The sequence below is a fragment of the Micromonospora sp. DSM 43699 genome (assembly GCF_055517075.1).
On record NZ_JBTMMT010000111.1, the window covers coordinates 1 to 12772 of the forward strand.

The 12772-nt window shown below is 73.9% G+C and carries 8 protein-coding genes and 5 tRNA genes; 7 read left to right on the top strand and 6 right to left on the bottom strand.

The window, feature by feature from the left end; translation table 11 throughout:
* Positions 1-319 precede the first annotated feature (319 nt).
* The 3 genes from AC0AIB_RS30035 to AC0AIB_RS30045 all read left to right on the top strand — a co-directional run bounded on the left by AC0AIB_RS30035 (position 320) and on the right by AC0AIB_RS30045 (position 4449).
* Entirely contained in the window at positions 320-2407 is a 2088-nt protein-coding gene (locus AC0AIB_RS30035) for an ATP-binding protein (RefSeq protein WP_465097967.1), read from the top strand.
* Positions 2383-3057, top strand: coding sequence for a response regulator (locus AC0AIB_RS30040; RefSeq protein WP_465097968.1), 675 nt, complete (start codon positions 2383-2385; stop codon positions 3055-3057). Before AC0AIB_RS30035 ends, AC0AIB_RS30040 begins: the two co-directional genes overlap by 25 nt.
* A 111-nt stretch (positions 3058-3168) precedes the next feature.
* Positions 3169-4449 (top strand): alpha/beta fold hydrolase, encoded by a 1281-nt coding sequence (locus AC0AIB_RS30045; protein ID WP_465097969.1) that lies wholly within the window; start codon positions 3169-3171, stop codon positions 4447-4449.
* 86 nt (positions 4450-4535) lie between these two features.
* On the opposite strand, the gene AC0AIB_RS30050 is transcribed toward AC0AIB_RS30045, so the two are convergent.
* The 5 genes from AC0AIB_RS30050 to AC0AIB_RS30070 all read right to left on the bottom strand — a co-directional run bounded on the left by AC0AIB_RS30050 (position 4536) and on the right by AC0AIB_RS30070 (position 5383).
* Positions 4536-4607 (bottom strand) — tRNA-Val (locus tag AC0AIB_RS30050).
* A 9-nt stretch (positions 4608-4616) separates the two neighbouring features.
* A tRNA-Gly gene (locus tag AC0AIB_RS30055) sits at positions 4617-4689 on the bottom strand.
* Positions 4690-5120: 431 nt separating this feature from the next.
* Positions 5121-5192: transfer RNA gene (locus AC0AIB_RS30060), tRNA-Val, on the bottom strand.
* 13 nt (positions 5193-5205) lie between these two features.
* Positions 5206-5276, bottom strand: a tRNA-Cys gene (locus AC0AIB_RS30065).
* A gap of 34 nt (positions 5277-5310) precedes the next feature.
* A tRNA-Gly gene (locus AC0AIB_RS30070) sits at positions 5311-5383 on the bottom strand.
* A gap of 296 nt (positions 5384-5679) precedes the next feature.
* Here AC0AIB_RS30070 and AC0AIB_RS30075 point away from each other — a divergent pair.
* Together AC0AIB_RS30075 and AC0AIB_RS30080 are read left to right on the top strand one after the other, a co-directional pair.
* Positions 5680-6279, top strand: coding sequence for a TetR/AcrR family transcriptional regulator (locus AC0AIB_RS30075; protein WP_328338639.1), 600 nt, complete (start codon positions 5680-5682; stop codon positions 6277-6279).
* Between the two features lie 119 nt (positions 6280-6398).
* Positions 6399-9326, top strand: coding sequence for a M36 family metallopeptidase (locus AC0AIB_RS30080; protein WP_465097970.1), 2928 nt, complete (start codon positions 6399-6401; stop codon positions 9324-9326).
* Positions 9327-9375: 49 nt separating this feature from the next.
* On the opposite strand, the gene AC0AIB_RS30085 is transcribed toward AC0AIB_RS30080, so the two are convergent.
* Positions 9376-10248, bottom strand: coding sequence for a hypothetical protein (locus tag AC0AIB_RS30085; protein ID WP_328338643.1), 873 nt, complete (start codon positions 10246-10248; stop codon positions 9376-9378).
* A gap of 196 nt (positions 10249-10444) precedes the next feature.
* Here AC0AIB_RS30085 and AC0AIB_RS30090 point away from each other — a divergent pair, with 196 nt between their 5' ends.
* Complete coding sequence (locus tag AC0AIB_RS30090; protein WP_465097971.1) at positions 10445-11113, top strand: class I SAM-dependent methyltransferase; 669 nt, start codon at positions 10445-10447, stop codon at positions 11111-11113.
* A gap of 9 nt (positions 11114-11122) precedes the next feature.
* Entirely contained in the window at positions 11123-12304 is a 1182-nt protein-coding gene (locus tag AC0AIB_RS30095; RefSeq protein WP_465097972.1) for a cytochrome P450, read from the top strand.
* The last annotated feature ends 468 nt before the right edge of the window (positions 12305-12772 follow it).

A 12772-nucleotide genomic window follows, 5' to 3' on the forward strand; every position in this document is an offset into this window, starting at 1 on the left:
GACGCCGTTGGCCGGCACCCCCCCCCGGGGGGGCGGCCCGACGCGGCACTGCCGCAGGCACGGCGAAGCCCCGTGGCGAAGTCCCCGTATCCGTCTGGCGGCGGGGATGGACCCCTTCCCGAGACCGGCGCGGTGGGTTGCTGGTCCCCGTACGCTCCTGGATGTGACGCCGCGGGCCGCTTCCGGGACACCGGCAGCGATCTTGCCGGCACGCCGGTTCGATGCGATGGCCGCCCTGTCGGTCGTCGTGACGCAGGTGGCCTGGTGGCCGCTGAGGCCGGGCTGGCTCGATGCGAGCCCGGCCGGACGGGGACTGTGGGTGGTCCTTCCGCTGGCATGCCTGGCCGGCGTGGTCGTGGGCCTGCGTCGCGACAATCCCGAGCGGGCTGTCGCAGGTGCCCTGGTGTGCGCGGTGCTGGGGCTCGCCGTACCCGCGGCGGCCGGGTCGACTGTCGGGCTCCGCCCGGCCGACCTGCTCTGTGGCCCCGTTGCGGTGGTGCTGACGGTGTACTCGCTGGCCGTCTACCGGACGGCGGCGGTCTCGGTGATCGGGGCGGGCGCGATCCCGGTGGTGGGCGCCGGGTACGACCTGGGCCGAGGAGCCGGGATCCGCCCCGCCACAGGCACCGCGGTCCTGCTGGCCGCGGGGATCGCCGCCGTGTGGTCCTCGGGCCGGTTGCGCCGACGGGTGCTGGCCCACCGGCGGGCCGTACGCGACTATCAGGCCGGCGCGCACGCGCTTCCCGCCCACGCGGCTGCCACCGAACGCCGCCGGTTGGCGGCCGAACTGCACGACGTGGCGGCGCATCGGATGACGGCGGTGGTGGTCGGCGCGGCGGCCGCCCTACGGCTGTCCGACCCTGAACGCGACGCCGAGGCGTTGTCCCACGCGCTGCGGGAGGGACGTCAAGCGGTAGAGGAGCTCGACAGGCTGGTCACCATGGGGGCCGCGACCTACCCGCTCGACGAGGTGGACATCGACCGGCTGCTGGCGGACCACGGCGTCGGCACGTACCACCGCAGTGGCCCGCCGCTCTCCGCCCACCAGGCCCGGCTGGTGTACCGGGTGGTGCGGGAGGCGCTGACCAATGCCGCTCGTTACGCCGAGGGTGCCGGGGTCGAGGTCCGCGTGCGCCACGGCGACGGCCGGCTCGTCGTCACGGTCGTGGACGGTGGGGGCCGTGTCGTCGGCGAGGGCCTCGGCAGCGGCACCGGACTGGCCGGCCTCGACGCCGCTGTCCGTGCCGCCGGTGGCGTGCTCGGTGCCGACCGGCACGGCGATGGTTGGCGGGTCTGCGCCGAGATCCCGTCGCCCCGGCCGGGCCGGTCCGCCCCGGCAACGGCCACCATGAGAGGTGACCGGGCGCTTGTCGTACTCGCTGCCGGGCTGTCTCTCGGTGTGGTGTTGCTCCCCTCGGCCGGTGACCGGGACCTGTTGTCCGGAGCCACCGCCACGGCGACGTTGCTGGTGCCGCTGCTCTCGCACTCCGCGACCCTCGCCTGGCGGCGGACCCGTCCGTTGCCCGCGTTCGGCGTCGCATCGGGCATCCTCTGCGCGTGGGTTCTCGCCGGCTATGCCGGATGGACCGGCCTGAACGCGGCCGAGGTGTTCCTGGCTTCCTGGTGGATCGAACTCATGCTGGTCTACTCCATCGGCGCCTACGGCCCCACCGGCCGGCCTGGCTGGTGGGCGCCGGGCACGGTGTCGGTGCTGGGTGGTGCCGCACTGGCCGAGGGGACGGGCATCCACGGCAACCGGCTCGGGGTCGCCGTGGTGCTCGCCGTACTGCTGCTGCCGTTGACCCTCGGGGCGTGGTGGGCCGGTCGGGTCGTCGCGGGGACGCGACGCCGTCGTGCCGTGCGCGACGATCGCGCCCGCACCGCCGAGCAGGAGGTCGTCGCCGGCGCGGCGTCGTCGAGCCGGGCGCAACTGGGTCAGGAGCTGCGTCGCGACGCGCGTCGGCACGCGATGGCCGTGGTCGCCGCGGCCACGGACGGCCGGCTGACCGAGGTGCTCGCCGAGGGCAGGGCGACGCTTACCGCGTTACGGGTGCTGGTGCACACTCCGGCGGAGCAGGTTCCGGAACCACCCCCGAGTCTGCTCGGCCTGGAACACCTGGCGACGCGACGGCATGCGGCGCTGGTGGTCACCCCGCCGGTGGCTCCGTTGCCCGCAGCGCTGGAGGTCCTCGTCTACCGGGCCGTGGCGGCGGTGCTCGACGACGGCGCCCTGGTCGAGGTGCGCACGGAGCCGTCCGGCGTCGACATCAGCGTCGTCGGTGGCCGAGTGCGGGACGCTCATGCCGTGCGGCGCCTCCGCGACATCGTCGACGCCGCTGACGGACGCACCGACGTCGCCGAAGACGAGGAGAGGATACGGATATGGCTGCCCCGGACTCCGGCCTGATCACGGTTGTCGTCGCAGATGACCAACCCGTCATCCGCGCGGGCATCGCCGCCGTCCTGGACGCCGAACCGGACCTGTCCGTGGTCGGCCAGGCAAGCGACGGCCAGAGCGCGCTGCGCCTCGTCGCCCAGCTCCGGCCGGCCATCGCCGTGCTCGACATCCGGATGCCCGGACTGGACGGCGTCGCCGCGGCTGCGGCCATCACGGCACGACATCCGGGCACCCGCGCGGTCATGCTGACCACGTTCGGCCTGGACGAGTACGTATACGCCGCGCTCAGGGCCGGCGCATCCGGCTTTCTGCTCAAGGATGCCGAACCCGAGTACCTCGCCTCGGCTGTCCGCATCGTCGCCGGAGGGGGCGCCATGCTCGATCCGGGTGTGACGCACAGACTGCTCGACCGGTTCGCAGCGGCACCCGGACCCGCCGAGGCGGCACGGCTCAAGCGTCTCACCCCTCGGGAGACCCAGGTGCTCATGCAGGTGGCTCGCGGTCTGTCGAACGCCGAGATCGCCGTGGCGCTGCACATCAGCACGGCGACGGTCAAGGACCACGTCGCGATGATCCTCGGGAAGCTCGGCGTCCGGGACCGGGTCCAGGCGACCATCGCGGCCTACGAGGGCGGCCTGATCCGGCCCGGACTGGCCTGAGCACCCCGCCGGACGGCGGGGACGGGATCCGCCCCGGAGCGGACGGTCCGGGGTGCGTGCGCCCCTCCGCGGGTCGATGGCAGGACGCGCACCGGCCAGCATGCTCAGGACATGTCCTCTCCTCTACGGCGCATCACCGGTGTTCTCCTCCTGGTGCTCACGCCGGTCGTCGCCACCGCGGCCGGCCTGGCCGCCTTCCTGGCCGCCGCCACACTGACCGCCCGGCTCCCGTTGTTGTCCGCGGCCGGTGTGGTGGTCATGGGGCTGACCGCGGTCGGCGTCGGCGCTACCGGATGGCGCCTCCTGTGCCGCCGCGGGCGTACGGCCGGCTTCGCCGTGCTGGTGACCCTCGCCTGCGCAGGCCTGGCAGGTACGTCGATCCTGGTGCCCGGTGCCCGCCCGGCGGCCGGCCCGGCACCGGCCTGGGTACGGTTCTGGACGCTGCCGACCGGTTCCCACCTCGCCTACGCCCACCTCCCGGCGACCGGGCCGAAGCGCCCGTATCCCGTGGTGTTCCTGCACGGAGGTCCCGGCACACCCGGCAACGGGCTGCCCGGCGTGGCCGGCCCCGTCGCCGCCGCCGGCTTCGACGTGTACGCCTATGACCAGTTGGGCGCCGGCCGCTCAACCCGCCTCGACGACGTCACCGGATACACGGTCGCCCGCCAGGTCGCCGACCTCGACGCCATCCGCACGGCCATCCACGCGGACAGGCTCGTGCTCGTCGGCCAGTCCTGGGGCGGCTCGCTGGCGGCCCAGTACCTCGCCGCGTACCCCGACCACGTGCAGCGGGTGGCGTTCACCTCGCCCGGCCCGATCTGGCCGTCGGCCTGGCCGGATGGCGGCACGGGCGACCCGTGGGAGCGGATGACCGCCGATCAGCGCCGGCACCGCGACAAGCTGGTCGACCGGCCCCGGATCTACGCCCAGGCCGCCCTGCAGGGCATCAACCCCCAGGCGGCGCACGCCCTGGTCGGCGACGACGAGGCGGACGAACTGATGCACCGGATAGCGGTGCTCGGCAAGGATGCGACAAGTTGCACCGCTGGGCGTTCCGCACCGGTCCACGACAACCATCAGGGCTTCTACGTCAACCAGCTGACCGTCGCCGACTTCGCCACGATCGCCGATCCCCGCCCGGCCCTGCGGCGGATCACCGTACCGGCCATGATCATGCGCGGCGGCTGCGACTTCGTCCCGTGGGAGGTCGCCCGCGAGTACCGCGACACGCTGCCGAACGCGGCACTGGTCAGCGTGCCCGATGCCGGCCACGGCATCGCCGCCGACCAGCCGGATCTGTACGAACGTCTCCTGGTGGCTTTCCTCACCGGGCGGCAGCTGCCGGTCTCCCCGTACACCGGAGGCACCGCGCCCGTGGACGCCGGGCGGTGAGGTCCGACGTTCCTGATCGTCGGCCGGCGGATGGGCCTGCACCGCCATATTCGTGCGACGAACTCTCCCCGGTCAGGGGTTATCGGTGGGCGATACTGGGTTTGAACCAGTGACCTCTTCCGTGTCAAGGAAGCGCGCTCCCACTGCGCCAATCGCCCATGGTCGAGAGCGGACGACGGGATTCGAACCCGCGACCCTCACCTTGGCAAGGTGATGCGCTACCAGCTGCGCTACGTCCGCGTGCCGCCCGGTTTCCCCGGCGACGGGGTGAACTCTACCCGATGGCAAGATCGCTTGCCCGGCCGACCCCTCAGCGGACGGCCGACTCGCCGTCGAGCCGCTGTCGGACCTGGGCGGCGTCCGGGTGGCCGAGCCGGTCGAGCACGTCGAGGGCCCGTCGCCAGGCGGCCTGAGCGGCGTCGGCGGTGGCCCGGTCTCCCCCACCCCACTCCGCCCGGCGTCGCGACGCCCCCTCTGTCAGGAGACGTCCCCTGGGAGAATTCGGAGCCAGGATAGCTTGACATCGACGCACGGCGATGACCTGTCGACCGGCGGAAGACCACCGGCAGGAACGGCGGGCCGGCGGCGGGATCGGAGCGGGTCGCCGGAAGCCGGAGCATGACAGCGGAAAGGCCACCCTCCGGATTCCGAAGAGTGGCCTTCCGACCGTGTGGGCGATACTGGGTTTGAACCAGTGACCTCTTCCGTGTCAAGGAAGCGCGCTCCCACTGCGCCAATCGCCCGTGCCTGTTACCGAGGTGGGGACGGGATTTGAACCCGCGTACACGGCTTTGCAGGCCGTTGCCTCGCCTCTCGGCCACCCCACCGAGGTTGCCCCCGTCATGCGTGGCGGCAGCTCCGAGCGGACGACGGGATTCGAACCCGCGACCCTCACCTTGGCAAGGTGATGCGCTACCAGCTGCGCTACGTCCGCTTGCCTCCGGGCTCACCCGGTGACGGATGGAAACTCTAGCCGAGCGGTCGGACCGATGCCAACTCGGGGCACCACCGGCGCGTCCGGCCCGGCGACCCGTGACCGGCACCACACTGTCCAGAGCATCCTAGGAGAGTTGGTCGGCAGTCATGTGGCCAGCGATTCACACCCATTGTGAGCAGGTCGGGAAGGTATCCGACGCGCCGACGGGATGCTGTCCGGCTTCCGACTCCGGCCCGCCCGATCCGGCGGCTCGGTAACTCCCTGTGCTCGCGTCGATAGGTTACCGTAGCGACGTGACGAGACGTGCCGCCGCCGATGTCCGCCTGGATTCCCTGCTGCGCACGGCCTGCGACGTGATCGTCGAGCGTGGACTCGCCAACACCCGCACCGCCGACGTGGCCGCCGCCGCCGGGGTCAGCCAGGCGCTCGTCTTCTACCACTTCGCCACCAAGGAGCGGCTGCTCGCCCAGGCGTTCGCGTACGCCGCCGAGCAGGAGCTGTCCCGGCTGGACGCGGTGCTCCGCTCCACCACCCCGCCGCTGGCCAAGCTCCGGCGCATCCTGCGTCTCTACACCCCCACCGGCCGCCCCTGGGCGATGTGGATCGACGGCTGGGCGGAGTCGCTGCGTACCCCCGAGTTGGAGAAGGTCTGCCGGCGGCTGGACCTGCGCTGGCGGCAGGACCTCGCGGCGGTGATCTCGGCCGGGGTGGCCGACGGCACCTTCGAGTGCGCCGACCCGGCCGGGGCCGCCTGGCGGATCAACGCGGTGATGGACGGGCTCGCCGTCCAGCTCGCCGTGCACGAGCGGGTGATCTCCCGGCGACAGTTCGGCGAGTGGATCCGGCTGGTCACCGCCCGGGAACTGGGCCTCGATCCCGCCCAGCTCGACTGACCGACCACTCAGCCACCATTGCCTCCGTCCGATCGGACTGGTATTCACGAATGCGCATGCGTACCCACGCCTGCGCCGGGTCGGCGACGCGCCGGTCCCCGCTCCCACAAGGAGGTTCCGTGCCCAGACCGGAGTGGACACCCCGAACGAGCCGGCCCCGACGCCGGCTCGTTCCCGTACTGGCGACCGCCGCCGTGGTCGCCGCCCTGCTGCCCGGCGGGGGCACCGCCACGGCCGCGCCGGGCGACACCGCGGCCCCGGCCCCGGGCCGCTCCGGCTCGTTCGCCGACGACCATCAGGCCGCCGACGTCGACAACCGCACCGGTACGGCCGCACCCGACACCCGCCAGCGGAGCCTGGCCCGCGCCACCGACGCCCCGGTGCGGTGGAACCGGTTCGGCACCCCGCACGCCCTCGGCCCGGCCCGGCTCGCCACCGGCCTGCCCGCCGACCCGGAGGCCGCCGCCCGGCGCTACCTCACCGACCAACGGGACCTGTTCGGGCTGGACGCCGACGCGGTGGCCGCGCTGGACCGGCTCCTGGTCCGCCGGATCGGCGACGGTGCGGTGGTCACCCTGCGACAGCGCTTCGGTGGGCTGCCCGCCGGCCACGACGGTCTGGTCACCGTGGCGGTCGCCGACGGCACGGTGCTCTCGGTCAGCTCGTCGCTGTCCCGGGACGCCGCCGCACCCGCCCCGGCCACCCGCACCGCCGCGCAGGCGTACGCCGACGCGCTCGCCGACGCCGGCCTGGACGCCGCCGCGGTGGCCAGCCACCGGGTACGCCAGGTGGCCGTGCCCACCCCCGTCGACGGCACCCGGGCCGCGTACGAGGTGACCCTGATCGGCCGGGACAGCGACCACCCGGCCGCCTTCACCACCTACGTCGACGGGATCAGCGGGAAGGTGCTGGTCCGCGAGGACCTGGTCGACTTCGACTCCGACAACCCGAGCTGGGCGGTCTACCCGGCCACCCCGCCGCAGGACCTCGCCGCCGGGCAGGACCCCCGGGTCCGCTGGTGCGCCACCCCGGCACCGGACTGCGCCGCCGCCTTCCGGGACCCGGCGAGCGGGCAGCCCTGGGACGTCGACCTGGCCACCGGGGCACCCACCGGCACCACCCGGGGCAACTCGGCCAACACGGTGGTCTCCTGGGGTGCCGGCAGCCCGCTGGTCAACGCCCCCGACCGCCCGGACCGGCGCTACGAGTACCCGTTCACCGACCAGTGGCACCAGTCCCGCTGCAACCCGGCGGCGTTCACCTCCGCCCAGCGCAACGACGCCGACGCCGCCACCGCCAACCTGTTCGCCATGCACCACCGGATGCACGACTGGGCCTGGCACCTCGGCTTCACCGAGGCCACCTGGAACCTCCAGGCGGTCAACGTCGGCGGTGCCGGCCTGGGTGGCGACGCCGAGCAGGGGCGGGCGCAGCAGGGCGCGCTGAGCGGCAACCGGAACAACGCCAACCAGTCCACCCCACGCGACGGTCTGCCGCCGAGCACCAACATGTACCTGTGGCAGCCGCAGGCCGGTGGGCCGTACCCGCCGTGTGTGGACGGCGACTACGACATGACGGTGATCGGCCACGAGTACACCCACGCGATCACCAACCGGATGATCGCCGGCCCGGACACCGGGATCGGCGGGCACCAGGGCGGGTCGATGGGCGAGTCGTGGAGCGACCTGCTCGCCGCCGAGTACCTCTACGAGCACGGCCTGCGCGCCCCCGGTGAGACGCCCTTCGTCACCGGCGGCTACGTCACCGGCAACCTGGTCAGCGGCATCCGCAACTACGACCTGAGCCGCAGCCCGCTCAACTACTCCGACGTCGGCTACAACACCGGCGGCCCGGCGGTACACGCCGACGGGGAGATCTGGGGCGCGACCAACTTCCGGATCCGCGCCGCCCTGGTCAAGAAGTACGGCCTGGGCACCCCGCAGCGGCAGCTCGACTGCGCCCAGGGCCGGGTGCCCGCCGAGAACTGCCCGGGCAACAGGCGCTGGGTGCAGTTGGTCTTTGACTCGTTCCTGCTCCAGGCGGCCAGCCAGGTCAGCATGCTCGACATGCGGGACAACCTGCTCACCGCCGACCGGCTGCGCTTCGGCGGGGCCAACCAGGAGCTGATCTGGGCCGAGTTCGCCCGCTCCGGGATGGGCCGGGACGCCGCCACCGTCGGTGCCGCCGACACCGACCCGACCCCGAGCTTCGCCAGCCCGGCCGGCGGCAACGCCACGCTGACGCTGCGCCCCCGGGGCGACAGCACGGACGCGCCGATCCGGCTCTACGTCGGCGACTACGAGGCGCGGGCCACCCCGGTCGCCGACACCGACCCGGCCACCCCGCTGCCGGCCACCTTCGAGGCCGTCGCCGGGACGTACCAGGTGCTGGCGGTCGCGCCCGGCTTCGGCCACCAACGGCTGGAGGTGGTCGCCAAGGCCGGCCAGCAGGGGTACGTCGACCTGCGGTTGAGCCGCAACCTGGCGTCCACCGCGTCGGGGGCGACGATCGCCGGTGACGGGGTGAACCTGGACCGGATCGGCGACGACACCGAGGCCACCAACTGGGCGTCGCTGACCGGGGTCGCCGGTAGGCAGGTCACCGTGACCCTGCCCGGCGGCACGCCGCAGTCGGTGCAGCGGGTAAACGTCAGCGCGATGCTCCGACCGGCGATCACCGGCGACGCCGACCCGGGCGCGCAGAACGCGCTGAGCGCGCTGCGGTCGTTCGCGGTGTCGGCCTGCGACGCGACCACCACCGACTGCGCCGACCCGGCCCGCTGGACCCGGATCTACACCAGCGCCGACGACGCGTTCCCGGGCGGGAAGTACCGGGCCTACACCCGGGACCTCATCTCCCGGTCGTTCCCGGTGCCGGCCACCGTCGCCACCCACGTCAAGCTGGAGGTGCTGGCCAGCCAGTGCACCGGCGGCCCGGCGTACGCCGGTGAGCAGGACGACGACCCGGCGACCCGGACCGACTGCGCGACCGCCAGCCCGGCGCGCGACCAGGTGCGGATCGCCGAGTTCCAGGTGTTCGGGAAGTGAAACCCGCCGGGGCCGGGTGGTGGCGCCACCCGGCCCCGGCGGCCCCCGATCACCGTCGTACGGTGGTCCAGCGGACCGGCCGACGGGCCGGGCGGGCATCGCCCTCGACACCGTCGGACGCGGTCCGGGTGAGCTGCCGCAGCCGCATCAGCAGGCCGACGCCGAGGAAGAGCAGTAGGCCGCCGAGCAGGAAGGCCGCCTGCACCACCCCGAAGCCCCCGCTCTGGTTGGCCGAACGGTTCGCCGAGGCCGGTGGCGGCACCTCGGCGAGCGCCTCCTCGGTCGGCTCGGTCTCCTCCCCGGTCGGTTCCAGCGCCTCCTCGGTCGGCTCCGGCGACGCGGTGGTCGGCTCGGGCGCTGCCGTGGTGGGTGGCGGTGCCGTACCGACCACCTGCCGGGTGGCGCTCTGCCGGGCGAGCAGCCGCAGGTTCGGGTCGTACGCCTCGGCGGCCATGGTGATCCGCCCGCGGGTGACGTCCTCGGCGAAGGCCACCCGGTAGGTGGCGGTGACCGTGCGGTCCGGGCAGAGGGTGCCCGGGTCGAGTTGCCGGTCGGTCAGCCGGGCCACCGCCCCCTCGGCCCGGATGTCCAGCGGGAACGAGCCGGTCTCCTCAACCCGGTCCATCTTGACCTGGTCCAGTCGCAGCCCCTGCACCGAGAGCACCATCGACCAGCGGACCTTCACACAGCCGCCGTTGCCCTTGCGGGACACCACCGCCGAGACCGTTCGCACCTGGTCACCGGCGGTGAACTCGTCCGGCAGGCCACTCAGCTCGGTGGCGAAGCGGTCCGCCGCCGAAGCCGGTGCCGGCCCGGCGAGCCCTGTCCCCGTGAGGCAGGCCAGCACCGCCCCGACCCGTAGCGCGTTCCGCCACACCATCACCACCGCCTCGTCCTCCCGTCGGTCTTGTCCACTCGCCACGCTATGAGGAGGATGGGGAAGCCGGTAGACGGGCGTGTTCGCGCCGAGCGGCAAGTGCGGGGCGGGTTAACACCGACAGTGGTGAACCGGTCACCCGGCACCCCCGACACGCCGAACAGCGATGTGGCGTAGCACCCTCGGTCGGGTGGGAGAGGGCGCGCCGGGGCGGCCGTCGCGGGACTGACATCCTGGGCGGGTGTCCGAACTCTCCGCGGCCTTCGTCCGGCTGCACGCCCGGCTCACCCCGGTCGCCTTCGTACCCGAGGTCCGCCTGCACCAGGCCGACGAGCCGATCGGCCTGTGGGAGCTGACCGAGGGCGAGTTCCGCAGCGCCCAGCCGCCGCCGTTCTGGGCCTTCGCCTGGGCCGGCGGGCAGGGGCTGGCCCGGTACGTCACCGACCACCCGGGATCGGTCGCCGGACGTCGGGTGCTCGACCTCGCCTCGGGCTCCGGCCTGGTCGCCATCGCCGCCGCGAAGGCCGGCGCGGCGGCCGTCCGGGCGGTGGAGATCGACGAGCGGGCCGTCGCCGCCGTCGCGCTCAACGCCGAGGCCAACGGGGTACGCGTCGACGCCGAGCTGGCCGACGTCCTCGACGGCGACGCCGGGGACGCCGAGGTGCTGCTCGCCGGGGACGTCTTCTACAGCGAGGCGATGGCCCGCCGGGTGCTGCGCTTCCTGCTGCGGGCCGCCCGGTCCGGTGCCCGGGTGTTGGTCGGCGACCCGGGCCGGGCGTTCCTGCCCCGGGAACGCTTCCGTGAGCTGGCCGCCTACGACGTTCCGGTGCCGGTGGCGCTGGAGAGCGTACGGGTGAAGCGCACCACCGTCTGGGAGCTGGACCCCGCCCCGCCGGGGGCCGCCCGCTAGCGTGACCGGGTGCTGTTCCGGGGATGGGAGAAGGCCGTCGACGGGCCCTGGCCGGACGTGGCCACTGTCGTCGACCGGGTCGACGGCGTCCACCTGGTGGTGACCCGGCACACGCTTGTCCGGCAGGTGCTCGCCGACCCGGTGACCTGGCGGCCCGACAACGCCCTGGACGCGGTGACCCCGATCCCGGTGGCCGCGTTGCGGGTGCTCACCGGGCACCGGTTCCGGTTGCCGCCGACGCTGGCGAACAACGCCGGCCCCAGCCACCCGGCGATCCGGGCGATCGTCGCCGAGGCGCTACACCCGGACCGGGTGGCCGCCCAGCGGCCGTGGCTGACCGGGCTGGTCCGGGACCGGGTGGCCGGGATCGCCGCCGAGCTGGACGCGGGGCGACCGGTCGACCTGCACGCCCGGCTCGCCGCCGACCTGCCGCTGCTGGCACTGGCCCGGCTGGTCGAGCTGCCGGCCGCCCCGGTGGGCGCGGTGAAGGACTTCGCGCGGGCGGCGCTGGAGCTGTTCTGGGCGCCCCTGGACGCCGACCGCCAGCAGGCCCTCGCCGTCGAGGTGGGCCGGTTCCACGCCGTACTGCGGGAGTTCGCCGCTGTCGGTGGCGGGCTGGCGGCCCGGCTGCGCGCCGCCGGTCACTCCCCCGACGTGGTGGTCGGGGCGCTGTTCTTCCTGCTGGTCGCCGGCCAGGAGACCACCAGCCAGTTCCTCACCCTGCTGCTGCACCGGCTCACCCGCGAGCCCGAGGTACGCGCCGGACTCCGGGCCGGCACCGTCGCCGTCGCCGACGTGGTCGAGGAGGGCCTGCGGCTGGAACCGCCGATCGTCACCTGGCGACGGGTGGCCGCGACCGACACCACGCTGGGCGGCACGCCGGTGCCCGGGGGCAGCGCGATGCTGCTGTGGCTGGCCCGCGCCGGCCGCGACCCGGAGCTGGTGGCCGACCCGGCCGGGTTCCGCCCCGGGCAGCGCGGCTCCCGTCGGCACCTGGCCTTCGGCGCGGGAGCACACCGCTGCGTGGGCGCGCAGTTGGCCCGGCTGGAGGCGGCGGTGGTGGTCGCCGAGGCGGCACCGCTGCTGGACGCTGTGACGGTGGTCCGACCGCCGTGGTGCCCGGACAACCTCACCTTCCGGATGCCTGACGCGTTCGTGGTCCGCCGCGACCGCCCCGACCTCCCGACCTGATCCCCGGACCGCCTCATCGCCCGACCGCCTCACCGCCCGACCCCCGACCCCCGACCGCCTCACCGCCCGACCCTCGACCCCCGACCGCCTCACCGCCCGACCCCCGACCGTCTCATCGCATGTCTCCCCACCCGACCCCCGGGCTGCCATCCGCAGCCCTCTCGGCCGCTTCCCTGTCCGCCCAGCGCAGCTCCCGCCCGCCTGGAACAACCCGACCCGGACCTGCTCCCGCCGGGCAACGGGGTTGAGGGTCGGGCCCTTTCGAGCTGATGACGTCACCGCATCACGCCAGGGCCCGACGTAGCGGAGATTGCGGCAGGCGTCGGGCCTTCTCGATCTGATGGCGTCACCGCATCACCCCGCCCCACCTGCGCAAACAGGCGTAACCGCCACTCGCCGCAGAGGGTTGAACCGGACGTGACGCCCCGCGCCACACCAACCCGGGAGGTCCCCGTGCACCCCAACCCC